This window comes from Bacillus sp. DB-2 (assembly GCF_003315125.1).
In the GTDB taxonomy this organism is placed as follows: Bacteria; Bacillota; Bacilli; order Bacillales; family Bacillaceae_G; genus Bacillus_A; species Bacillus_A mycoides.
Genome location: NZ_QNRN01000005.1, coordinates 320,734 through 343,104 on the forward strand (window position 1 = coordinate 320,734; position 22,371 = coordinate 343,104).

25 protein-coding genes, 8 tRNA genes and 4 riboswitches are annotated in these 22,371 nt (G+C 36.6%); of the genes, 2 read left to right on the plus strand and 31 right to left on the minus strand.

Annotated elements, in window-relative coordinates:
• Window positions 1-15: 15 nt before the first annotated feature.
• The 21 genes from DET63_RS11255 to tenA all read right to left on the minus strand — a co-directional run bounded on the left by DET63_RS11255 (window position 16) and on the right by tenA (window position 17,118).
• Window positions 16-288, minus strand: a complete 273-nt coding sequence (locus DET63_RS11255) for a sugar ABC transporter ATPase (RefSeq protein ID WP_113936760.1) — start codon at window positions 286-288, stop codon at window positions 16-18.
• Between the two features lie 48 nt (window positions 289-336).
• Window positions 337-540 (minus strand): hypothetical protein, encoded by a 204-nt coding sequence (locus tag DET63_RS11260; RefSeq protein WP_000432819.1) that lies wholly within the window; start codon window positions 538-540, stop codon window positions 337-339.
• 127 nt (window positions 541-667) lie between these two features.
• On the minus strand, window positions 668-1,522 hold the full coding sequence (locus tag DET63_RS11265; protein ID WP_044444609.1) for a patatin-like phospholipase family protein: 855 nt from the start codon (window positions 1,520-1,522) through the stop codon (window positions 668-670).
• Between the two features lie 149 nt (window positions 1,523-1,671).
• Window positions 1,672-2,826: a KdpD-like non-kinase potassium sensor gene (kdpDN, locus tag DET63_RS11270; protein WP_142675678.1), complete on the minus strand. Its 1,155-nt coding sequence runs from the start codon at window positions 2,824-2,826 to the stop codon at window positions 1,672-1,674.
• 56 nt (window positions 2,827-2,882) lie between these two features.
• Entirely contained in the window at window positions 2,883-3,464 is a 582-nt protein-coding gene (kdpC, locus tag DET63_RS11275; RefSeq protein WP_113936762.1) for a K(+)-transporting ATPase subunit C, read from the minus strand.
• Between the two features lie 17 nt (window positions 3,465-3,481).
• Window positions 3,482-5,572: a potassium-transporting ATPase subunit KdpB gene (gene kdpB, locus DET63_RS11280; RefSeq protein ID WP_113936763.1), complete on the minus strand. Its 2,091-nt coding sequence runs from the start codon at window positions 5,570-5,572 to the stop codon at window positions 3,482-3,484.
• A gap of 13 nt (window positions 5,573-5,585) precedes the next feature.
• On the minus strand, window positions 5,586-7,253 hold the full coding sequence (gene kdpA, locus DET63_RS11285; RefSeq protein ID WP_113936764.1) for a potassium-transporting ATPase subunit KdpA: 1,668 nt from the start codon (window positions 7,251-7,253) through the stop codon (window positions 5,586-5,588).
• A 19-nt stretch (window positions 7,254-7,272) separates the two neighbouring features.
• Window positions 7,273-7,353, minus strand: a complete 81-nt coding sequence (gene kdpF, locus DET63_RS11290; protein WP_000972378.1) for a K(+)-transporting ATPase subunit F — start codon at window positions 7,351-7,353, stop codon at window positions 7,273-7,275.
• A complete protein-coding gene (locus DET63_RS11295; protein WP_000887888.1) occupies window positions 7,350-7,454 on the minus strand; it encodes a SipW-dependent-type signal peptide-containing protein in 105 nt (34 codons plus the stop codon). The genes kdpF and DET63_RS11295 overlap by 4 nt, the downstream gene beginning before the upstream one ends.
• Window positions 7,455-7,549: 95 nt before the next feature.
• Window positions 7,550-7,695: riboswitch (cyclic di-AMP (ydaO/yuaA leader) on the minus strand.
• A gap of 262 nt (window positions 7,696-7,957) precedes the next feature.
• Window positions 7,958-8,188 (minus strand): hypothetical protein, encoded by a 231-nt coding sequence (locus DET63_RS11300; RefSeq protein ID WP_016101779.1) that lies wholly within the window; start codon window positions 8,186-8,188, stop codon window positions 7,958-7,960.
• A gap of 16 nt (window positions 8,189-8,204) precedes the next feature.
• The gene (locus DET63_RS11305; protein WP_113936765.1) at window positions 8,205-8,591 is read right to left on the minus strand and encodes a hypothetical protein; all 387 of its coding nucleotides are present in this window, start codon (window positions 8,589-8,591) and stop codon (window positions 8,205-8,207) included.
• Between the two features lie 93 nt (window positions 8,592-8,684).
• Window positions 8,685-8,832, minus strand: a riboswitch (cyclic di-AMP (ydaO/yuaA leader).
• 557 nt (window positions 8,833-9,389) lie between these two features.
• On the minus strand, window positions 9,390-10,202 hold the full coding sequence (gene thiD, locus DET63_RS11315; RefSeq protein ID WP_113936767.1) for a bifunctional hydroxymethylpyrimidine kinase/phosphomethylpyrimidine kinase: 813 nt from the start codon (window positions 10,200-10,202) through the stop codon (window positions 9,390-9,392).
• A 15-nt stretch (window positions 10,203-10,217) separates the two neighbouring features.
• On the minus strand, window positions 10,218-11,237 hold the full coding sequence (locus DET63_RS11320; RefSeq protein WP_113936768.1) for a thiazole biosynthesis adenylyltransferase ThiF: 1,020 nt from the start codon (window positions 11,235-11,237) through the stop codon (window positions 10,218-10,220).
• Window positions 11,230-12,000, minus strand: coding sequence for a thiazole synthase (gene thiG / locus DET63_RS11325; protein WP_113936769.1), 771 nt, complete (start codon window positions 11,998-12,000; stop codon window positions 11,230-11,232). Before thiG ends, DET63_RS11320 begins: the two co-directional genes overlap by 8 nt.
• Window positions 12,001-12,002: 2 nt before the next feature.
• Entirely contained in the window at window positions 12,003-12,206 is a 204-nt protein-coding gene (thiS, locus tag DET63_RS11330; protein ID WP_001049509.1) for a sulfur carrier protein ThiS, read from the minus strand.
• A 15-nt stretch (window positions 12,207-12,221) separates the two neighbouring features.
• Window positions 12,222-13,331 carry a glycine oxidase ThiO gene (gene thiO, locus DET63_RS11335; protein ID WP_113936770.1) on the minus strand — a complete coding sequence of 370 codons (1,110 nt, stop codon included), beginning with the start codon at window positions 13,329-13,331 and terminating at the stop codon, window positions 12,222-12,224.
• Window positions 13,324-13,944 (minus strand): thiazole tautomerase TenI, encoded by a 621-nt coding sequence (tenI, locus tag DET63_RS11340; protein ID WP_113936771.1) that lies wholly within the window; start codon window positions 13,942-13,944, stop codon window positions 13,324-13,326. The genes thiO and tenI overlap by 8 nt, the downstream gene beginning before the upstream one ends.
• A 10-nt stretch (window positions 13,945-13,954) precedes the next feature.
• A complete protein-coding gene (locus DET63_RS11345; protein ID WP_113936772.1) occupies window positions 13,955-14,956 on the minus strand; it encodes an ABC transporter substrate-binding protein in 1,002 nt (333 codons plus the stop codon).
• Window positions 14,953-15,705, minus strand: coding sequence for an ABC transporter permease (locus DET63_RS11350; RefSeq protein WP_113936784.1), 753 nt, complete (start codon window positions 15,703-15,705; stop codon window positions 14,953-14,955). The genes DET63_RS11345 and DET63_RS11350 overlap by 4 nt, the downstream gene beginning before the upstream one ends.
• A complete protein-coding gene (locus tag DET63_RS11355; RefSeq protein WP_113936773.1) occupies window positions 15,705-16,454 on the minus strand; it encodes an ABC transporter ATP-binding protein in 750 nt (249 codons plus the stop codon). The genes DET63_RS11350 and DET63_RS11355 overlap by 1 nt, the downstream gene beginning before the upstream one ends.
• Window positions 16,423-17,118 carry a thiaminase II gene (gene tenA, locus DET63_RS11360; protein WP_113936774.1) on the minus strand — a complete coding sequence of 232 codons (696 nt, stop codon included), beginning with the start codon at window positions 17,116-17,118 and terminating at the stop codon, window positions 16,423-16,425. Before tenA ends, DET63_RS11355 begins: the two co-directional genes overlap by 32 nt.
• An 89-nt stretch (window positions 17,119-17,207) precedes the next feature.
• Window positions 17,208-17,311: riboswitch (TPP riboswitch) on the minus strand.
• A 60-nt stretch (window positions 17,312-17,371) separates the two neighbouring features.
• Window positions 17,372-17,484, minus strand: a riboswitch (TPP riboswitch).
• 259 nt (window positions 17,485-17,743) lie between these two features.
• Here tenA and DET63_RS11365 point away from each other — a divergent pair.
• Entirely contained in the window at window positions 17,744-18,901 is a 1,158-nt protein-coding gene (locus tag DET63_RS11365) for an SH3 domain-containing protein (RefSeq protein ID WP_113936775.1), read from the plus strand.
• Between the two features lie 5 nt (window positions 18,902-18,906).
• Entirely contained in the window at window positions 18,907-19,239 is a 333-nt protein-coding gene (locus DET63_RS11370) for a hypothetical protein (protein ID WP_002010638.1), read from the plus strand.
• Between the two features lie 240 nt (window positions 19,240-19,479).
• Here the strand turns inward: DET63_RS11370 and DET63_RS11375 are convergent, their stop codons facing one another.
• The 10 genes from DET63_RS11375 to DET63_RS11420 all read right to left on the minus strand — a co-directional run bounded on the left by DET63_RS11375 (window position 19,480) and on the right by DET63_RS11420 (window position 22,255).
• Window positions 19,480-20,631 carry a DUF3965 domain-containing protein gene (locus DET63_RS11375; protein WP_113936776.1) on the minus strand — a complete coding sequence of 384 codons (1,152 nt, stop codon included), beginning with the start codon at window positions 20,629-20,631 and terminating at the stop codon, window positions 19,480-19,482.
• Between the two features lie 423 nt (window positions 20,632-21,054).
• A complete protein-coding gene (locus tag DET63_RS11380; RefSeq protein ID WP_002010634.1) occupies window positions 21,055-21,474 on the minus strand; it encodes a CBS domain-containing protein in 420 nt (139 codons plus the stop codon).
• A gap of 131 nt (window positions 21,475-21,605) precedes the next feature.
• A tRNA-Glu gene (locus DET63_RS11385) sits at window positions 21,606-21,677 on the minus strand.
• A 1-nt stretch (window position 21,678) separates the two neighbouring features.
• A tRNA-Asn gene (locus DET63_RS11390) sits at window positions 21,679-21,753 on the minus strand.
• 7 nt (window positions 21,754-21,760) lie between these two features.
• Window positions 21,761-21,837: transfer RNA gene (locus tag DET63_RS11395), tRNA-Ile, on the minus strand.
• Between the two features lie 10 nt (window positions 21,838-21,847).
• Window positions 21,848-21,918 (minus strand) — tRNA-Trp (locus DET63_RS11400).
• Between the two features lie 3 nt (window positions 21,919-21,921).
• Window positions 21,922-21,997, minus strand: a tRNA-Thr gene (locus tag DET63_RS11405).
• Window positions 21,998-22,015: 18 nt separating this feature from the next.
• Window positions 22,016-22,091: transfer RNA gene (locus DET63_RS11410), tRNA-Phe, on the minus strand.
• 9 nt (window positions 22,092-22,100) lie between these two features.
• Window positions 22,101-22,176 (minus strand) — tRNA-Asp (locus DET63_RS11415).
• A gap of 2 nt (window positions 22,177-22,178) precedes the next feature.
• Window positions 22,179-22,255, minus strand: a tRNA-Met gene (locus DET63_RS11420).
• Between the last annotated feature and the right edge of the window lie 116 nt (window positions 22,256-22,371).

Consider the following 22,371-nt stretch of genomic DNA (forward strand, 5'->3'; position numbering starts at 1 on the left):
TCGAATTCCGATGCGCTACTTTCCTTTTGCAACAATCACACGAACTACTTTCAACGCAAAAAGCAAAAGACCGTTCGCTATTGCTGTAACACCTAAGAAGTTTGCTATCATAAGCTCTCCCATTCCGTTATTAAATATAAAAATAATAGAAGAAATGAAAGCCAAAATAAACAATATGAACGCTGGTATATATTTAATAAAAGGCTTCTCAAATGATCTTTTAGAAAGAAGAAATGTAATTAACAATGTCATAATAAAAACAAAATATACCGCAAATAAAAAAGTCATATGAAAGCCTCCTCTACGACCAAACTACTTAAAAGAGGTTAGAAACCTTTAATATTTCTCATTTACCTGCAATTCTTTACTATACTTTTGAATGAACACTGATGAAATAACCATTACCATTCCTATACTAAAACCAATAAGCTGATCTAATAACATTTCATCATGAATGAACCAGCGTAGTAGAAATACGCCACCAAAAATAAGCAACATTGTAAATCCAGTATGTCTAAGCCCTTTATATACATTTTCCATATGTATCACCTCTCTACATACTTTTATCCATATTATACCATAATCCCAAAATGTATATAACCAACATTCGGTATTGAAACCAATAATAAAAAAGGCTGCAGAGAACTCCTTCTCCACAGCCTAATTATTATTTTTGCAAAAACGCCTGTAAATCTGCAAATTGTCTCTTTGCATCTTCATAGCCTTGCTCATATAAACTTTGTAATTTAGCCGTATCCTTTTCCATACGATCTACTTGAAGCGGCACTTCTGGGCGAATAACAAATAAATTACCAGCTTGCTCTTCTTTTTCAATGTAGTGAAGTGTTTCATTATACACTTCATAACGATTCAGCATCGTATTTACAAGGTTTGGATACTTCTTATAAGCCTTTGCTGCAATCCAACCAAATTTTGATTTTTTCTTCGCGTAACCATGATTTCTCGTCAAAATAACGACTGATTTTTCAAATCCATCTTCCTGTGCTTTACGAACTGGAATCGGATCTGAAATCCCGCCATCTAACAATTGCTTACCTCGGTAGTTCACTGCCGGTGCAATGAAAGGTAATGAACTAGATGCTTGCAATAAATTTAGTGCATCATCATTCGTTCCCTCTTTTTCAAAATAAACAGACTGTCCTGTTTCACAATCAGTTGTTCCTACAAGGAAACGCTCTGGACTATTAAAGTATGTTTCAAAATCAAACGGTACATGCTTTTCTGGAATTTCATGAAAAATGAATTCCATATCAAATAGCTGACGTTTTTTCCACAAGTTTTTATACGATAAATACTGCGGATGTGATGCATAATCAATATTTACTGTTTTATTTCTATTTCTTTGTCTGGAAAGATACGACGCTGCATGACAAGCACCAGCTGATACACCAATTACATATGGAAAATATAAATCTTGTTCCATAAAATATTCTAATATCCCGCCCGTATATACACCACGCATACCGCCGCCTTCTAATACTAACCCCGTATTTTCAAGCATGTTATTCTCTCCTCTTTATATACATTGACTCTTTAATTATTCACTATGTTAAGTATCTTTTTCTATTATATATGAGTTCTTTCAGAAATTATATTCAAAAGGCTTGAAAAAAAGAAAAATAGAGACTCCTCAACAATCCGGTCTCTATTTTAAGCTCTTTGATCAGCAACAATATGAATATCAATATACTTCGTTTGTCTCATAATTTCATTTACAATAGAACCTTTTCTTATTTCCTCCCACCGTGTTCTCGCCGATTGTCCGAGTAAAACTTGTGTCACCTGTAGTCTGTTCGCGACTTCAATAATAACATCAGCTGGCTTTCTTCCTTTCGCTTCTTCTAATACAAAGCTCGCATCAAATTGATTCGTTAGCGATTTCCACTCTTCAATTGTTTGCTTTTTCCCTGCTGAAAGTGAATCTATATTTTCCCGCTCTACGTTTAACACATACAATTCAGCATTTAGCCGATCAGCCATGCGCCAACCTCTCCGTATTAATTTCTCTGCTGTTGAACTGTATTGTACACAAACGAGAATTTTTTCTTTCACCCCAATTGGTTCTATAACTGTTTGACTAATTTTCTCATCCATATCATCTGCAACTTCACGAAGCGACAATTCCCTTAGTGCCCCTAAATTATTAAGCGTAAAGAAGTTTTGTAAGCTTTGTTGAATTTTTTCTTCCTTATATATCTTTCCATCGATTAATCTCTTCCGGAGTACCTCAGGTGTTGCGTCAACAAGTTGAATTTCATTTGCTTTTTGCAAAATAAAATCTGGAATACGCTCTCTTACTTTTACATTCGTAATTTGAGCTACAATGTCATGAACACTTTCTAAATGTTGAATATTAAATGCTGATAATACAGATATACCGGCATCTAACAATTCCTGCACATCCATGTAACGTTTCTTATTTTTCGACCCGGGAATATTACTATGCGCAAGTTCATCCACAACAACAATTTGTGGTGCCCGCTTTATAATTCCTTCTACATCAAGCTCATAAAATACTTTCCCTTTATAATCTATTTCTTTTAAAGGAACTTTTTCTAAATCAGCAATTGCTTCTTCCGTCTCTTTTCTACCGTGTGTTTCAATTAAACCAACTACAATATCAATACCGTCTTTTTTCATCTCTCTTGCATCAAATAGCATTTTATAACTTTTCCCTACTCCTGGAGCCGCTCCTACATATAGTTTTAACTTCCCACGATTTTGTTGACGAATGTATTCTAAATACTCTTCTGGTGTTCGCCTTTGAAACGTCGGTTTATAGTCATCCGCATACAAAACACTCACAACCTTTCTTTCGAAACAACACTACCTCAATCCGTTAGATTGAGGTAGCACTGTTACTATTTCATTAATTTCTGTAATTCTAAATTTAACTTTAAGACGTTCACGCGATCTTCTCCAAACAAGCCAAGTGCAGCACCTTCCGTTTGATCCTTAATCAGTTGATTCAGCTTTTCTTTCGGAATATTCGTTAATTTCGAGATGCGATCTACCTGCACAGAAGCCGCTTTTGGACTAATGTCAGGATCAAGCCCTGAACCCGAATTCGTCACTAAATCTATCGGTACTTCTGTAACTGGAACAGCCCGGTTTTGTTTCTTCCAGTCTTCAATACTTTTCTCAACTCGTTTTGCTAAATCTGGATCAGACGGCGCATAGTTATTTGAGCCAGATGCTTCTGCTTTATATTCTATACTAGAAATACGTCCATGAAAATAACGTGGATCTGTGAAATTTTGACCGATTAATTTTGAACCAACTACTTCATCCTTATCATTATATATAAGACTTCCATCCGCATTATCCTTCATTACCGCTTGCGCAATACCAGTTACAATAAGCGGGTATACAAGGCCGCACAAGACTAAGAACGTAAAAGTAATACGAATAATTGGTGAAAGTATACTTTGTTTTTCCGCCATCTTTTTTCCCCTCTTTCTTATATGAACAAGCCGACAATCATATCAATTACTTTAATTCCAATGAATGGAACGATCACTCCGCCAAGCCCGTAAATGAGTAAATTTCTGCTAAGCAATGCATTAGAACTCATTGGTTTATATGCGATACCTTTCATCGCTAGCGGAATAAGTAACGGAATAATAACCGCATTAAATATTAATGCTGATAAGATTGCTGAAAGCGGTGATGTTAATTTCATAATGTTTAATGCTTCCATTTGCGGAATCGCAAGTGTAAACATTGCTGGAATGATTGCAAAATATTTTGCAATATCATTCGCAATACTAAACGTCGTTAACGCACCTCGTGTCATTAACAATTGCTTACCGATTCCTACAACCTCAATAATTTTAGTTGGATTCGAATCTAAATCGATCATATTTGCTGCTTCTTTCGCAGCTGTCGTACCACTATTCATCGCTAACCCAACGTCAGCTTGCGCTAATGCCGGGGCATCATTTGTACCATCACCTGTCATCGCTACAAGTTTACCTTTATCTTGCTCTGCTTTAATAACTGCAATTTTATCTTCTGGTTTACACTCGGCAACGAATTCATCTACCCCTGCTTCTTTTGCAATTGTTGCTGCTGTTAATGGGTTATCCCCTGTACACATAACCGTTTTAATTCCCATTTGGCGCAATTGTTCAAAACGCTCACGCATACCAGGTTTTACTGTATCCTTTAAATAAATTAAACCGTAAATACGATCATCCACTGCAACTACAAGTGGTGTTCCACCCTCTTTTGAAATTAAATCTGCTTTTTGATTCACATCTTTCGGAATCGTTCCGCCTTTTGATTGAACCCATTCAATAACGGCACCAACAGCACCTTTTCTTACTTTCGTTCCATCCTGTAAATCAACACCACTCATTCTCGTTTCTGCTTTAAACGGAACAAATTCACCTTGTTCTGCAAGTTCTCTATTATATGATATAGATTTCGTTTGTACATATTCTATAACTGATCGACCTTCTGGTGTTTCGTCTAAAACTGAGCTAATCGCAGCCCATTTTCCTACTTGCTCAATCGTTTCATTTCCTACAGGGAGTAGTGTATGTGCCATCCGGTTCCCGAAAGTGATCGTACCTGTTTTATCTAAAATAATTGTATTAATATCACCCGCAGCTTCTACTGCTTTCCCTGACATTGCTAATACATTGAACTTTGTTACGCGGTCCATCCCAGCAATACCAATTGCCGATAATAACCCACCAATTGTCGTTGGAATTAGACAAACTAACAATGCAACAAGTACAGCTGTATCAATTTGAAACCCTAAATAATTTGTAAAAATCGGCAACGTCACAACAACGATTAAGAAAATAAGAGTTAAGCTCGTTAATACTGTATTTAAAGCAATCTCATTCGGCGTTTTTTGACGAGCAGCTCCTTCTACTAAAGAAATCATTTTATCAATAAATGATTCACCAGGATTACTCGTAATCACAATCGTAATCTCATCACTTACGACCATCGTTCCGCCTGTTACTGAACAAAAATCGCCACCCGCTTCTTTTATAACAGGAGCTGATTCCCCTGTAATTGCTGATTCATCTACAGACGCTAATCCTTTAATTACTTCACCATCATTCGGAATCATTTCCCCTTGTTTTACAATAACAACGTCACCTTTTCTCAGCTCAGTTGCTGAAACTTGAACAATGTCTCCATTTTCTTTTACAACATTTGCAAACACATCTTTCTTCGATTGTTTTAAAGAATCAGCTTGCGCTTTACCACGCCCTTCAGCTAAAGCTTCTGCAAAGTTAGCAAATAAAACTGTAAATAATAGAATGAGAGAAACTGTTATATTAAACCACCCTGGTACACTACTAGAACTACTTGGAAGAAAGGATAAAATTAACGTAATGATAAATCCAATTTCCACAACGAACATAATCGGATTCTTTATCATTACTTTCGGATTCAATTTCGCAAAGGATTGTTTCATCGCATGCGTCACGATATCACGATCCAGCGTTTTTGCCTGTCTAACCTCATCTTCTACAGCATGTATTTGTGACTGATCTACTTGTTTTTCTTTTACTACTACCGGTCTCATCATTTACCCTCCATTACTTCAATGTAAGAAATTCTGCAATTGGGCCGAGTACTAACATCGGGAAGAATGTTAACGCACCAACAATTACAATTGTTCCGATAAATATCCCTCCAAATAAACCATTATCTGTACGGAACGTTCCGACTGTTTCTGGTACTACCGTCTTCTCTTTCAGTGAAGCTGCAACAGCTAGCATCGTAATTAAACTGAAATAGCGTCCTAAAAACATAACTAAACCAGTCGTAATATTCCAAAACGGTGTATTATCCCTCAATCCTTCAAATCCAGATCCGTTATTCGCAGCTGATGATGTATACTCATAAACAACTTGCGTTAAACCGTGGAAACCGGAATGAGAAATTGCATCCGTTCCTAAACTTGTTGAAAGAGCTAATGCCGAAAATCCTAAAATAAGCAATGGATGAAATAATATCGTTACCGCAATTAATTTCATTTCCTTCCCTTCAATTTTCTTACCTAAAAACTCTGGTGTCCGTCCAACCATTAACCCAGATATAAAGACTGCAATAATTGCATACATGATAATGTTAACAAAGCCTGCTCCAACACCGCCGTATACTGTATTTAACATCATATTTACGAGTGGAACTAGACCACCAATTGGTGTTAACGTATCATGCATCGTATTAACGGCCCCTGTTTCCGCAGCTGTCGTTACTGTCGCATAAAGGGAAGAAAATACTGTTCCAAATCGGACTTCTTTTCCTTCTGTACTTCCTTGTACATGTTCGATACCCATTCCATTTAACACTGGATTTCCATGTAATTCAGATGTTGTAATCGTTATAAATCCTAGTAAAAATACCATGAATAGTGAAACGAAAAGGATACGACCTTGTTTTTTATTTCCTACCATTCGTCCGTACGTAAATGGAAGTGCTGTTGGCAATAACATCATAAGCATCATTTGCAAAATATTACTCATTTGCCCTGGATTTTCAAAAGGATGTGTAGAGTTTGCCCCGAAAAATCCACCGCCGTTATTTCCAAGTTCCTTAATTGAAACGAATGATGCAACTGGACCACGTAAAATACTTTGCTTCGCACCATCAATTGTTTGTGCTGTAACTGCTCCATCTAACGTTTGTGGTACACCAAGTGCGACAAAGACTAACGCCGCAATAAATGCGATAGGAAGAAAAACTCTCGTTAATGCTCTCGTAAAATCAACGAAAAAGTTACCGAGTTCTTTTCCAGCGAGTCCTCTTATAAAAGCCATAACGAGCGCTAACGTCGTTGCTGGTGCCGCAAACATTAAAAATGTAATTCCGACTAATTGTGATAAATAAGATAAACCATTTTCACCGCTATAATGCTGTAAGTTTGTATCAGCCATAAAACTAATTGCCGTATTAAAAGCGAGTGTAGGCTCCATTCCTTCAATATGCGCTGGATTTAGCGGCAGCACACCTTGTAATCTGAAAATGAAATATACGACAACAATCATAAATCCATTGAGTAAAACTAATGATAATGCGTACTGTTTCCACGTTTGATTGTATGCTTTTACACCCGTAATTTTAAAAATAAGTTTTTCAAAAGGCCCAAATACTTTATCTAGCGTTTTGCTACCTTGAAAAGCTTTTTCTAAATAAATCCCCGTTGGCTTTGCTACTAGAATAAACAAGAGCATTGTAATAACGACTGCAACCCAAATCATAATGAATGATTCCCCCTAATTAAAACTTTTCTGGATTTAATAATGCGTACACTAAGTACACCGTAATCGCTGCAACAATAACCGATAAGGCAATCATCATGATTGCTTCCCTTCTTTCACAACTTTATCTGACCAACTTGCAAGACTTGCCATCGATGCGACTAACCCAACAAAAATACCGATCATTACGACATCTAACATAACTACCCCTCACTTTTTGTTAAATTTTACCATCTAGTTATCAAAAAAAGAACACTAAGCTCTACTTAGTGTTCGAAACGAACAACACAAAGTAAACCTCCTCTCTAAACGCTTACGAGGTTAGCTGTCGGATTCGGGCCTAAAGAGTAGCCCTACTTTCAAAACTGAAAGATTCACCCCAAGTGACGATGCACAAAATTGGTTCCCCCGCTCCATTTCTGGAACTCAGCGATTTTAGGTTTTTTTTGGAAATTTCATGAATGATTTATGAGAGTAAATATACTCCTCTAAATTTAACTTGTAAAGAGGCAAATTACTTAAAATAAGAAAAAATTCCGCCATTTAAACGCTTACATTACTTATTATTAATATTCTTTCATCTATTTTCTTGTGTTTTCTTTTTCTTTCATAGAAATGATCTTTTAAATATGAAATAAAAAGAGCGAATGACATGAAGTGCATAGCTTGTTGCACTCAGCATTCGCTCTTTTTTCATTCAACCTTTATTCTCCACGCAAAAAAGCACGCAAATTTCTCCCTCGAATATAAACTTGTGATAATTCTGCATGTAACTGCTCATATTCGGTAATATCCGCCTCTAAATACAAAACATCTTTTGATGGTAATATAATATATGGCCCTGGAAAAAGAGGATCGAGCACTACCAATTCGTGAACTCGCTCTACCGATATCGCCCAACGATTCGCTATATCTCCTAGTAACAACACTTTCATCTTCATTTCCCCCACCTTATTCAAAAAATAAAAAAGAAATATTATCACAGTTCGTAAACACTACAAATTTAGCTCCAATTGTTTCATAGAGCCTGGCCGGATATCGTTTATTCTTTGTAACAACAGTAATAGGCGCTTGAAAAGAAAAACGAATGCGTTCTGTGAAGAAACTAACTATCGGAAGCTCATCTCCTAGTAAAATCACCTTCTTAATACGCTCGCAAATACTAGTAAAATCCTGCTCCTTATTACAGCTATAAGTCCAATCAAATCCACACTTTCTAACTTGATCTGCTATCTCTTCATTTGCTGTAAAAATAATTAACTCATGCTGAAATGCTGCTAGCTCTCTTAAACTCTTTACCTTATTTTCTTCTCCAACGCAAATAAGCGTTAATTCCATGTACCTCATCCTCCTTAGTATAAAAGAACTCAAACATAGATTGATATTCTCCTATACTAATCAGACCGACGAAGTGATATATCCATCATGGCACCGCCCTCTCTCAAGACGCTTACGAAGTTAGCTGTCGGATTCGGGCTTTGAGAGTAGCCCTACTTTCAAAATTGAAAGATTCACCCCTAGTGACGACGCACAAATTGGTTCCTCCGCTCCATACATTTGGACTCAGCGTATTACAAAAAATGTATTCTGGCTGATATATTACTCCTGTATTTGGAAAAAGTAAACAATGAAAAATCCTTAAGGTGGATTTTTCATTGTTGCTAGACATTATAAATATTTATATTCAATAGGAATTTTCATGAGTCGTATTGTAATAATACTAAATAAAGAAATGATTAAAAATTAAACGTGAAACGAGGATGCTATATGACCGAGGATAAAAAGAATAATTTTATTAAAATAATAAACATTCTAGGTAATTCGTTACTTTTAATTCTAGTGATTTTAGTTACTATTACTAGTTATACTGAATTCCGTACTACACTAGAAATCATTTTTTTAATTTCTTGTTTGTTATTAATTTATAGTAAATACTTAAGTAATAATAAGAAGGCTATGATTCCATACCTTATATTTTTAATATTAATATCATCACACCTTTTATATATTTTATTTATCTAAAAGGACGCATTTAAACAAGATACCCAAATCAAATTCACTACCATATATTAAACTTTTATTAATCATTAACCTTAATAACCAGTGAGGATATAGCCCCACTGGTTGAATTTCCACTTATGCACGCGCTTTATTCAATTTATACGCAAAATGATTCGTCGGCCCATGACCACTTCCAATATTCAACGGCTCTTCAATCGCTATACTAATAAATCGTTTTGCTTCTTGAACTGCCTCTTCCATCAAGTAGCCTTTCGCAAGTCCTGCTGTAACCGCTGAAGCAAATGTACACCCACTTCCGTGCGTTTGCTTCGAAGGAATTCGTTCACTTCTAAATTCAATAAACTGCTCACCATCAAAGAGTAAATCAATTACTTCATTACCTTGATATTCTGCATGTCCGCCCTTCATAAGAACATATTTAGCTCCTAATTCATGCAATACTTTCGCAGCTTCTTTACTATCTTCTATATTTTGAATTTCCATCCCAGTTAACACTTCTGCTTCAGGAACATTCGGTGTTACAACAGTTGCTACTGGTAATAAATATTCCTTTAATGCTTGTACTGCTTCTTGTTGTAATAATGATGCCCCGCCTTTTGCAATCATAACAGGATCTAGCACAATATTATTCCAGCCGAATTTTTTAATATGTTCTGCAACAATTTGAATAATTTCACTGCTAAATAACATTCCTAGTTTTACAGCATCTGGCGTTAAATCCGTACCAATTGAATTCAGCTGTTCCGTAATTCCTTCTAAAGAAACAGGATATACCCCTTGAACGCCAAGCGTATTTTGAGCAGTAATTGCTGTAATAGCCGTCATTCCATACACACCAAGCTCTTGGAATGTTTTTAAATCCGCCTGAATCCCAGCGCCGCCTCCGCTATCAGACCCTGCAATTGTTAAAGCTTTATTCACTTTCATTCCACTCATCCTTTTCTACCCAAAATAGCGATGATAAATTGTTTTCGCTTCGCTTATATCTTTCGTTCCATGTACAAGTACACGGCCATCTTTAAAAGCAACTAATCTCTTTTCTTCAACCGAAAATGATAATAAATATGGATTTACATTTAAATCAGTCACACGATCATTCAGCAATTTTTTATATTGTTCAAAATCCATTTCCTCTTTATGAGGTGGTCTAATTTGAACTGTATTTCTCCCGCATAACACTGCTGTTTTTGAAGTGTTTTCCTTATTTAAATATGGATATACTGCCTGTTCACCACACGATAGACAATTATGTTTACGAAGCTTTTGCACATTCATACATGAATATTCATTTTTCCATACATCAAATGATACAAGCCCATCTCGAAGTGAGTCATAATCTTCTACTAACAGTTTAAGTGTTTCCGTTACTTGATGAGAAACGACAAGAGACACAGCAGGCGATATAATCCCCGCTGTATCACATGTCGCTCCGCCAAGCGGAATCGATTGTAATAAACAAGATAAACATGGCGTTTTTCCTGGAAGAATAGTATAAGAAAGACCGTAACTCCCTACACATGCCCCATAAACCCATGGAATAGAATATTTTTGCGATATATCATTCACAATGAAACGTGTTTCGAAATTGTCAGTCGCATCGATGATTACATCAACATTTGTAACGAGTTCTTCCAACTCTTCAGCCGTTACATCCTGAACGCGAGCTTCTACTCTTACTTCACTATTAACCTCTTCTAGACGTTTTTTTGCCGCTACAGCCTTCGGAAGATTATTCTCTACATCACTCTCTGCATACAATTGTTGTCTTTGCAAATTACTCCAATCGACATAATCACGGTCAACAATTGTTACTTGACCAACGCCTGCTCTTACAAACATCTCTGCGTTTGCACTACCTAATGCGCCTGCACCGATAATAAGTACATGCTTTGTCCTTATCTTTTGTTGCCCTTCTTCCCCAATTGGAGAAAATAGCTCTTGGCGAGAATATCGATTATTCAAATACGCTCATTCCTTCTAAAGGACTACTTGCTGTCGCGCAGCGCTTGCGTGCAATACGACCTGCTTCAAAACCTAAACGACCTGCCTCAATACTTAATTTCATTGCTTGTGCCATCTTAATAGGATCTTTTGCTCCCGAAACAGCTGTATTCAATAACACACCATCCGCTCCTAATTCCATCGCAAATGCCGCATCAGCTGGGCTACCAATACCTGCGTCAACGATAACTGGTACTGTCGCTTGTTCAATAATGAAGCTTAAATTTAATGGATTTACAATACCAAGTCCTGATCCAATTGGTGATGCTCCTGGCATAATCGCATGCACACCAAGTTCTTGTAGTTTGCGTGCTAATACAACATCATCAGATGTGTAAGGAAGAACGATAAATCCTTCTTTTAGTAACATTTCAGATGCCTTTAACGTTTCTACTGGATCAGGTAATAACGTTCTATCATCACCAATAACTTCTACTTTTATCATGTCACAAAGTCCAGAAGCTTTTGCTAATTTTGCAATACGAACAGCTTCTTCAGCATTTTTTGCTCCTGCTGTATTCGGTAATAACGTATATTTTTTTACATCAAGTTTCTCTAATAAATTAGGCTGCTTCGCATCAAATATATCCATACGACGTACTGCGAATGTTAAAATCTCAGCCTCAGAAACATCAATTGCCTTTTGCTGCACATCAAAATCAGGGAATTTCCCTGTTCCTAATAAAAGTCTAGAATGAAATGAAAATTGTCCAATGTTTAACATAATCAACCGCCTCCTACGAAAGTTACAATCTCAATTTGGTCCCCATCAAAAACAGATGTATCGTTATGGTCATCTTTTTGTAAAATATCTTTATTACGTTCTACTACAACAATTCTGTTATCTAACTCTAAATGTGTAAGTAGCCCAGCTACTGTTTTCACACTCTCTGGTACTTCAATTTGGTTACCATTAATTTTTAAATTCAAACTTCCATCCCCTTTCTAAACCGTTTTAGAAAGCAATGAATCTAGCAAGTGATTCTCCTGCTTTCCTTCTATTAAATCAGCCATATACTGACCAGAAACAGGACTTAATAAAATGCCGTTTCGATAATGGCCCGTACAAGCATATAAACCTTTTATTTCTTCATGCTCTCCCATATAAGGAGCTTCATGATTAGACTGCGGTCTTAACCCAGCCCACGTACTTTCCCATTCTGCTTCTTTTAAAGCAGGCAATATTGTGTAGGCACGCTCTAATATGGAAGTAATACTTTCTGGTTGTACAGACTTATTAAACGTATGAGGCTTCATTGTTGCCCCAATTACGTAACGGCCACCACGTTTCGGTGTAATATAAAAACGTTCTTGGAAAATAGGAGCTTTCAAGAGCGGTTTCTTGCTTCTTACTGCAACAACTTCACCCTTCACAGGATACGTGCCCCAATCACTATGGAAATAATGTAGTAATTTCGTACTCCATGAGCCTCCAGCGATAACGACTTTTTCACATGTGATTACACCTTCGTTTGTCACAATTCCAGTCACTTTATTATTTTCAATACGAATATCAAACACTTCTGTTTGTTCATATATATCAGCTCCGGAAATTGCTGCAGAATGTGCGAATGCTTTCGTAAGCTCTGGTGCAATAACTTGACCATCTTTCGGATAATATACCGCCCCTATAATTGACTCGGAAAGAAACGGCTCTTTTTCCCGTAAATGGTCCCCCGTTAGAAATCGGGAATCTTCACCTGTTTTCTGCTGCCAATCCATAATATGAAGAATTCTTTTCTTCTCATCTTCATTTTGAGCGATGCGATAAATGCCCTTTTCTTCATACCCAATATCGATGCCTGTTTTTTCACGTAAAACTGCTGCAAGTTGTGGAAATATAGCACGGCTTTCTCTAGCAAGCTCAAACAGCGGATCATATGCATCCCATTCTGCCTGAACACCGAGCAAACCAGCAGCTGCTTTCGAAGCTTCAGATGCGATTCTTTGTTTCTCTATAATCGCTACTTTATGCCCTCTTTCTGCTAGAAAGTGTGCAACTGAGCTACCAATTACACCTCCGCCAATAATCGCTACATCATACTTCTTACACATGTTTTTCCGCCCACTTTCTTATTGATTCCTTATAAGATTTCGCCCTGCTATACGGATTACTACTGCTTATAATCCCAGACATAACAGCAATGCCACTTACACCATTTGCAAGAACATCACCTGTATTTTCAGGGGTAATCCCACCAATTGCAGTTATTGGTATGGATAAGCATCTTGCCATATGAGCAATTTCTTCTAATCCTCTTGCTGGCACATCCTTTTTACAAGCCGTTGGAAATACATGACCGTAAACGAGTGAATCCGCTCCATTTTTAAATGCCACTATCGCTTCATCTAAAGAATGTACTGAATAGCCAACATGCAAATAAGAAAACTTTTCTTTCACCGACCTTACATCTGCGCTTCGATATCCTAGCTGCACACGCGGAATATTTAATAGAATAGCAATATCAATTCGATCATTTATCACTATCTTCGATGCCGGAAAGCCTTTCCCCAAAAGACTTTCCACACCTTCATACAATTCCTTCGTGCTCTTCTCACGCTCACGAATATGCAAATAATCAATCTCACTCTCAATTTGCATCGCTACATTCACTAATTCTTCAAATGGCATATGGCCATTTGAGATTACATGAAGCTCATTTTTCATATTCATTCGCCTACTTTAAAATGTTTTCGAATAATTCATTGGCTGGAACGATTTCTTTCGCCATTCCTTTGTCTTTCAACCATTTATTTTGTTTCTCCCATGACTCTTTTGAATCCGATAAGAATGGCTCATCTTTCGTTTCCATCTTCTCTAATAAAATTTTCATACTTTCTTTTTCAACTTCTGGTACAAGTGGGAAGTTTTCTTTTTCTTGATGATCTAATAAAATATTTAATGCTTCATCCGGATTTTTCTTCATGAAATCATATCCCTTTTTCGCACCACGTAAAAAGGCCTGTAATGCTTCTTTATCCTTTTTCAAAGTTTTATCACCTGTTACAAACACAAGCTCATGATAATTCGGCACACCGTAATCAGCTGGATTAAAGTACGCTGGTTCATGGCCCTCATGACGCATAACAGGTACTTCATGGTTAATGTACGCTCCTGTTACAGCATCCACTTTTTTCGTAATTAACGCTGGTACTAAATCGAATCCAACATCGACTACTTTTACTGTATCTGGATTACCACCATCTTCTTTTACCATCGTTTTTAAATATGCTTCACTTAAAGGGGTCCCAGAATATCCAACTGTTTTTCCTTCTAAGTCTTTAGGTGACTTAATACCTGCTGATTTCAGCGATACAACATGATTTAACGGCGAACGTACGACAGCTCCAATTGATTTCACTGGAATTTGTTCATTTGCTTTTGCCATGACAACATCTGGTTGATAATACAAGCCAACGGTCACTTTCCCTGCTGCCGCTAGCGTTAATGGATCAGTCGGATTAGAAGGGAATTTAATATTCACCTTGACTCCTTCTTCTTTAAAGTATCCTTTTTCAATTGCCGTATAAATAAAGCTATGTACCGCATTCGGGTACCAATCAAGCATTACTGTTATTTCTTTTTCTGATTTATTCTTATCTGATGCCGAGTTACTCGAACATCCTGCAATCATTGCAACTAATAATGTAAACACAAAGATGCGTTTTAATAATTTCATGAATGTTTCCTCCAACTAATGAATTTCTTTTCTAATGTGGAAATAAGTATGACGAAGAAAATAGCTAATAATGATAACAATACAATTGGTGCAAATACACCAGCTCCGTCTAACTGTGTCATCATTCTTTTACTGAAATATCCAAGCCCAGCTTGTGCACCGAGCCATTCTCCAATTGCTGCCCCGATCACACTAAGCGGAACTGCAATTTTTAACGCTGAGAAAAAGTAAGGAAGAGCAGATGGCAACTTTAGCTTTAGAAAAATATCTTTTTTTGTTGCACCATACGTGACTAAGAGCTCCTCCCATTCTTTTTTCGTACTACGCAGTCCATCATACGTATTGACCGCAATTGGGAAAAACGTAATTAAAACGGTAACAACAACCTTGCTCCAGATGGTATATCCAAACCATAAAACGAAGAGCGGCGCAAGCGCAGTAATCGGGATTGTTTGTGAAGCAACTAATAACGGATAAAATGCTCTTTCCATCCACGTACTCGCATTCATTAACATTGCTAGCCCTACGCCCAGTACGATAGAAATAACAATGCCTATTAAAACGACATACAACGTTGCAGGTAAATGAACCGTAAATAATATATCTTTCAGCACCCATATCTTCATTACAATTGCAGAAGGTGATGGCAAAATGTACATCTCATCTACAATTCTTGCTCCTACTTCCCATAGAGCAAGTAGAATTCCACTTAATATAAGGGCAGGTAATAACTCCTTCAAGCGATTCATCATACAAGTACCTGCCTTTGTAACATACTAAGGAGCTCTTCTTTAAGCGCTAACACTTCAGGTTTATATAAATCTTTTCTTGTTCGGTTACGATCAAGCGGCACAATTCGCTCAGTTAAAGTTGCTATCGGTTGATTTTCTACAACCAAAATTCGATTAGAAAGAAACAATGCTTCTTCAACATCATGAGTGATAAATAAAATTGTTTTTTCCCACTCTTTCCATTGTTCAAACAACCATTCTTGCAAAGATGCCTTCGTTAAAGCGTCCAATGCACTAAAAGGTTCATCTAACAATAATATCTCCCCGCCTGTTAATAAAGTTCGGATAAAAGATACGCGTTGCCTCATACCACCAGATAAATCTTTCGGATATTTTTTCTCGTACCCTTGTAAACCAAATTTATGTAACAGTTCTTTCGCTTTTACTTGCGCTTCTTTCTTCTGCACACCTTGGCACTCTAGCGGCAGAGCCGCATTCTCAATAATCGTCCTCCACGGCAAGAGCATATCTTTTTGGGGCATATACCCTACAGGATGACTCTTTGTTTTTGTCAGCTCTATCTGTCCAGTACTTGCCTCTTCTAAGCCTGTAATAAGGCGAAATAAAGTACTTTTCCCGCATCCACTCGGTCCGATAATACTTACAAACTCTTTATCTTGTATAGAAGCATTTAATTCATCGATGATTGGTTTCTCATCATAATGAAAGGAAACATTATGAAACTGTAGTATGTTCTTGCTCCTCAAAACCCCACATCTCCTTAAGATAAGCCATATCCCAGAATAAATATTCAAATCGGCTGGAATATAAGAAAATTTCCTCTAATCGGTCTAGCTCTTTCTCTGACTTTCCAACTGCCATTTCATTTAATAAATCTATTAACCAAATACAAAGGTTACCGTATTCTTCAGAACTATATCCTTGAATCCACTCTCCAAAGAACTCATGATCTCTTGCTCCAGGAATATCATTTAAACGCTTTCCAATCTCCCAATAACTCCACATACATGGAAGTAAAGCTGATATTAATTCTGCAAGTGTGCCATTTTGAGATACAGACATCATGTAATTTGTATATGCTAAATTTTTAGCAGATGGTTTCGCAGATTCTATCTCCTCTACAGTAATGCCAAGTTTGTTTGCATACTGTTTATGGATCGTCATTTCTCCATTTAAAATCCCATCAATTTGCTCTGCAAATTTTGCCATAACTTGTGGATTCGTTGCCTTTACAACCCCAATTGCATATAGCTTTGCATAATCTAACAAATATAAATAATCTTGAATAATATAGTACTGGAATTTGTCTTTTTCCAACGTACCATCCCCCATACCTACTACAAACGGATGATTATGACTTTTCTCCCAAACAGGCTGCACCGTATTAAATAATCTTTCACAAAATTTCATTAATAATTCCCCTTCCTATATATCTATTTATTTCAATAAAAAAACCACTTCTGTATATAAGAAGTGGTTACAGCAAATAAAATTATAATTTATTCGTTGTTCCACTTCCCTTCGCTAGTATTATCTAGATCAGGTGTTGTAAGGGTTAAGGATTATTCCTCTCTCAGCACGAAAAGCACCCCTAGTGGTGTTAATATGAAATTTTTAAATAAAAAAGCCCCGTTTCTATACGCAAAGAAACGGGGACTCATTGTTAATGTCCGAATTGCTTCCCTACGCTAGCATAATCTAGATCAGGTAATAAAAAGGATCAAAGGCTTACGGCCCTACTCTCAGCTGGCAACACCAGCCCTCCTAGCAAACTATAAAATTATCACTGTCAGTATAACATCGCCATAAGACATCATCAACTGTTTTAATTTTCTTAATTGAGAATTAATTCTTAACGTGTTAAACAAATATAAATGCAACCTCACAAATGATATATACAATATTTATATACGAATCTCTCTTCTGACATTATTTTTATTGATTTCATATTACATTTATGTGAATACGACCAATATATTATATCTTTATACTATAATAAAATTACAACTATACAACTAGAGGAGGTCTTTATTACATGAATAAAGCTACAGCTTTAACAGCAACTACTATCGCAATTGCTTCTTTACTTCCTTCTATGGGAGAATCCGATATACAAACAGCGGCTGCTAAGCAACCATCTACAGTAAAAACTGGATATGTAAAAATTGACAACGTTGCACTACATCAAAATAGCCATACAGACAGTGCAATAATTGATAACATTCGATTTAATAGCCCGGTTACTATTCTTGAGACAACTCAAGATTGGTATAAAGTATCTGTTAACAACAAAACAGGCTATATAAAAAAAGATGCAATTCTATTCAAAAAAAATGTTCAATCAAAGGATCAATATATCGTAAATGCAAACGCATTAAACGTTCGTTCTGAACCTAATACAGAGTCTTCTATTCTAGATATATTACCAAATGGTCAATTCATTACCATTCAAGGTGAACAAGGGGATTGGTACAAAATATTACATAACGGTCAAATTGGTTACGTACAAAAAACATTTGTATCTAATGGATCCACACCTCTAGTAAAAGGTGTAACAGTACAAGGTTCTCCTTCGTATACTGTTGCAACACCAAAATTAAATGTACGTAGCAATGCTAGCACAAGTGGCACTCTACTTGGCTCATTACAAAATGGTACACAAGTACAAGTAGTAGAAACGGTAGGTACTTGGTATAAAATTCGTTTTGGCACAGGATACGGATATGTAGCAAAACACTATGTAGTGCAAAATCAAAATCAAGCACACGCTAAAACAGCTCCACCTGCATCAATTCCAGCAGTTTTCAAATTCCCTACTCAAGGGAAAATCAGCTCCACTTTTGATATGCGCTGGGAGCAAATGCATTATGGTATAGATATAGCAGCACAAGGAAATGTCTCTATTCAAGCTGCTGCTGCAGGTAAGGTTGTGAAATCTTATTATTCGGCTAGCTACGGCAATGTCGTGTTCATCGCCCATCAAATAAATGGGAAATTATATACAACAGTTTATGCTCATATGAAGGATCGCACTGTACAAGCTGGTGATCAAGTACAAACTGGACAATTAGTAGGTCATATGGGAAACACAGGTCATTCATACGGGCAACATCTCCATTTTGAATTACATAATGGGGAATGGAATTTTGAAAAAACAAATGCAGTAAACCCACTGCCATATTTAGTTAGGTAAATTATATGCCACGCAATATACCTCTCTTTATTGAATACCTGGCCTTTTTAGGTTTAATCTGTTGTTTAATCATTTATAATACGAACACTGTATTTTTATCTATTATTATTGCTTTTGTTGCTTTAGAAATCATTATGGAAGCATTACAAATGCGGCTAAAACAAAAAATTGCCCATATTTATAATGTTATTTTTCTTTTAAGTGCTCTTATAACAAATATAATTAGTAATGGTTTTTATTTATCTACCGTACTTCCTGTATTCTTTATAGGTGTTTTATTATTCATAGCTAGATACGTTCATGTTCCTAATAACCAAAAACATGAACAAGAAGCTTAGAAAGAGGAGACACTGTGTACCAATCTTTCAAAGATAATCCAATGAAATATATATTGAATTTATATGAAAAAATGAATACTTTTTTTGGTATACAAAGAAGTTATACTGCACAATTTCTCCTTTATGGAATGTTATTTCTTATCTTAGTTACTTTCTCCTTGCTTTACTAACAAAAAAGGATCTCACATAAACTTGAGATCCTTTTTAATTTATATTAATTTTTAATATGTAAAATAAGGTTTATCCGCAAGCATATTTTTCATAAATAAAACTAAGATTATATTTTTTCTCTAAGCTCATTCTTTGTTCATCGTCGCACCAATAGAAAAGAATATCATGAATCGTTGCATAACGCTTATTTTTAAGAAATAGTTTAAAGAATGATGGTAAACAATCATGTAATTGTATAAATATATAATTGCGTAGTATTTCTTCTTTGTATTCAATTCCCTTACAAATATACAGTAATTCTTCACAATAATATGCATGCTGTGGAACTTGGATCATTTCGAAAAATGGTACATATGATAGTAGCTTTCCAATAAAATGACCATACCGATCCATTACCCCTATCGTCATATGCTCCATCATTTCTTTCATCACATATAAATAATCATCTACATGAGTTGTCTTTAAAGGGTCTAATCGATCGGAAATTTGTGAAAGTACAGCTCTTTGACAAGCTAAAACTGCTTGACTAGGTCCATAATATGATAGGAAGTCTGTACACTTACGATACTTTCGTAATAAGTCATGTGTATATAAATCATACACAAAAGTATTACAATACATTGCCAGACTCATCATATCACTATTTAATTGCTCTTTTGACAATAGCTTAGCTCGCTTACACATATAAAAGAATGTAAATTCCAATACTTCTTTATGAGATAATAGATGTTTGCAATCTGTTATACATTTCTCATTAAATTTAACTCGCTCCCAAATTTCTACATCCTCAGCTGTTAATTCACCAATACGATATTTAATAATTAAATAGTTTAAAGCAACTGCTTTCGTCAAAAGATCCCATGTTTCATACTCCAATGAAGTTCGGACAAATTCATCTAGCCCTTGGGTTATCATAAAAGCATTTGCCTCTTCATACCAACCAATCTCTTGACATAAACGAAGAATACGTACTAGAGTTGGAATTTCATCTTTATGAAACTGCGGTAAATTCTTTACTTTATTCATGCCATATACGATAAATGGCGCTAAATTCTCTTCTTTATAAAATTCTTTTTCTTTCCATACTAATATAGTTCGCTCTTTCCCTTCACCTTTTGGATGACAAGGTACAAGCAAAGAAAATAACTCAGCGAAATTATTTGGTTCTATATATGTATCTGTAACCAAATTCCAATTTGGATCGCCCTGTACAGCCCTCATATAATTCCCCTTCCCTTTTTATCCCGCTATTTGCGGGCAGTAAGACTCCCACCTCAAAATTCTGCGAATACGAGGAAGTTAGGTGGGAGATAAAACTGCCTATAAAAGCCCGATTGGTTCAACTAATAATTATTGGGGGATGGACACCCCCCAATAATTAAAGTTTCACTTTATCTACGTAGGAAATATTAATTCATTATTACATCATTAACAATAAATATTGTTATATTCAAAATCTATCATAATACTTATATCTCTCAGTATATCATTTTTTCTCTTATTAAAAATTAGGAATGACAAATTTAAAAAAACTGTCAAAAATATTGACTCTATACTTATTATATAATGTCTCAGATACATCACGCTAACATATTAGTTTAATCCGCATATACTAGAATAATGTATCTGATTTTTATACATAATTTATTCCATATGCTCTGAGATTTCACTTAAAGCAAACCCTGCTTGATCATCTGCTGATTTTCTTATAGCTAAATCACCTAGTGCTAGCATCCCAACAAGTTGACCGCTCTCAACTACCGGTAACCGTCTAATTTGATATTGTGCCATTAATTCTGTAGCTTTTTCAATAGAATCATCTGGAGAAACTGAAACAATGTTTGTTGTCATTACATTTGTAATTTGATTAGATCCAGGATGTTTTTCAGCAATCCCACGAACAACTAAGTCTCGATCAGTAACAAGCCCAACAACTTGTTTATTTTCAATAACAGGAATCAATCCAACCGATTCTTCCTTCATTTTTACAGCTGCCTCATATACATTGTCTAATGGTGTACAATGTACGATATGAGTACTCATAAGTTCTCTAACTTGCGTCATTTTTCATCTCCTCCTTTTAATACATACCATAGCTTTTCCTAAATCCCTTTATTTATTTCGGGAAAATAAGGTGATAAAAAGAGGCTTATACATAATAAAAAAGAGTCAGCAATATGCTGACTCTTTTTTTATGACCCGTACGGGATTCGAACCCGTGTTACCGCCGTGAAAGGGCGGTGTCTTAACCACTTGACCAACGGGCCATGGCTCCGCAGGTAGGACTCGAACCTACGACCGATCGGTTAACAGCCGATAGCTCTACCACTGAGCTACTGCGGAATATATATGGTGGGCCTAAATGGACTCGAACCATCGACCTCACGCTTATCAGGCGTGCGCTCTAACCAGCTGAGCTATAGGCCCATATACTTTACAGGGGCAGTAGGAATTGAACCCACACTGGAGGTTTTGGAGACCTCAGTTCTACCTTTAAACTATGCCCCTAAATGGTGCCGGCTAGAGGACTTGAACCCCCAACCTACTGATTACAAGTCAGTTGCTCTACCAATTGAGCTAAGCCGGCATAAAAAAAACAAAAAAATGGTGGCTCGGGACGGAATCGAACCGCCGACACGAGGATTTTCAGTCCTCTGCTCTACCGACTGAGCTACCGAGCCAACATAAAATGGCGGTCCCGACCGGGGTCGAACCGGCGATCTCCTGCGTGACAGGCAGGCATGTTAACCACTACACCACGGGACCATTGGTTGCGGGGACAGGATTTGAACCTGCGACCTTCGGATTATGAGCCCGACGAGCTACCGTACTGCTCCACCCCGCGACGATATTATGTTTTAAAAATAAATGGAGGAGGTAGAGGGATTCGAACCCCCGCGCGACTCTCGCCGCCTGTCGGTTTTCAAGACCGATCCCTTCAGCCGAACTTGGGTATACCTC

What these genes read in the sequence shown, in the direction of transcription:
- thiD (WP_113936767.1), bottom strand. Translation starts at nt 10,202, where the DNA reads ATGAAAGTGAATAAAGCTTTAACAATTGCAGGGTCTGATAGCGGAGGC.
- DET63_RS11255 (WP_113936760.1), bottom strand. Translation starts at nt 288, where the DNA reads ATGACTTTTTTATTTGCGGTATATTTTGTTTTTATTATGACATTGTTA.
- DET63_RS11300 (WP_016101779.1), bottom strand. Translation starts at nt 8,188, where the DNA reads ATGAAAGTGTTGTTACTAGGAGATATAGCGAATCGTTGGGCGATATCG.
- DET63_RS11365 (WP_113936775.1), top strand. Translation starts at nt 17,744, where the DNA reads ATGAATAAAGCTACAGCTTTAACAGCAACTACTATCGCAATTGCTTCT.
- tenA (WP_113936774.1), bottom strand. Translation starts at nt 17,118, where the DNA reads ATGAAATTTTGTGAAAGATTATTTAATACGGTGCAGCCTGTTTGGGAG.
- DET63_RS11305 (WP_113936765.1), bottom strand. Translation starts at nt 8,591, where the DNA reads ATGGAATTAACGCTTATTTGCGTTGGAGAAGAAAATAAGGTAAAGAGT.
- kdpF (WP_000972378.1), bottom strand. Translation starts at nt 7,353, where the DNA reads ATGATGATTGCCTTATCGGTTATTGTTGCAGCGATTACGGTGTACTTA.
- DET63_RS11370 (WP_002010638.1), top strand. Translation starts at nt 18,907, where the DNA reads ATGCCACGCAATATACCTCTCTTTATTGAATACCTGGCCTTTTTAGGT.
- tenI (WP_113936771.1), bottom strand. Translation starts at nt 13,944, where the DNA reads ATGAAAAATGAGCTTCATGTAATCTCAAATGGCCATATGCCATTTGAA.
- DET63_RS11345 (WP_113936772.1), bottom strand. Translation starts at nt 14,956, where the DNA reads ATGAAATTATTAAAACGCATCTTTGTGTTTACATTATTAGTTGCAATG.
- kdpA (WP_113936764.1), bottom strand. Translation starts at nt 7,253, where the DNA reads ATGATTTGGGTTGCAGTCGTTATTACAATGCTCTTGTTTATTCTAGTA.
- kdpC (WP_113936762.1), bottom strand. Translation starts at nt 3,464, where the DNA reads ATGGCGGAAAAACAAAGTATACTTTCACCAATTATTCGTATTACTTTT.
- kdpB (WP_113936763.1), bottom strand. Translation starts at nt 5,572, where the DNA reads ATGAGACCGGTAGTAGTAAAAGAAAAACAAGTAGATCAGTCACAAATA.
- DET63_RS11350 (WP_113936784.1), bottom strand. Translation starts at nt 15,705, where the DNA reads ATGAATCGCTTGAAGGAGTTATTACCTGCCCTTATATTAAGTGGAATT.
- DET63_RS11265 (WP_044444609.1), bottom strand. Translation starts at nt 1,522, where the DNA reads ATGCTTGAAAATACGGGGTTAGTATTAGAAGGCGGCGGTATGCGTGGT.
- DET63_RS11380 (WP_002010634.1), bottom strand. Translation starts at nt 21,474, where the DNA reads ATGACGCAAGTTAGAGAACTTATGAGTACTCATATCGTACATTGTACA.
- DET63_RS11260 (WP_000432819.1), bottom strand. Translation starts at nt 540, where the DNA reads ATGGAAAATGTATATAAAGGGCTTAGACATACTGGATTTACAATGTTG.
- thiO (WP_113936770.1), bottom strand. Translation starts at nt 13,331, where the DNA reads ATGTGTAAGAAGTATGATGTAGCGATTATTGGCGGAGGTGTAATTGGT.
- DET63_RS11375 (WP_113936776.1), bottom strand. Translation starts at nt 20,631, where the DNA reads ATGAGGGCTGTACAGGGCGATCCAAATTGGAATTTGGTTACAGATACA.
- thiG (WP_113936769.1), bottom strand. Translation starts at nt 12,000, where the DNA reads ATGTTAAACATTGGACAATTTTCATTTCATTCTAGACTTTTATTAGGA.
- DET63_RS11295 (WP_000887888.1), bottom strand. Translation starts at nt 7,454, where the DNA reads ATGTTAGATGTCGTAATGATCGGTATTTTTGTTGGGTTAGTCGCATCG.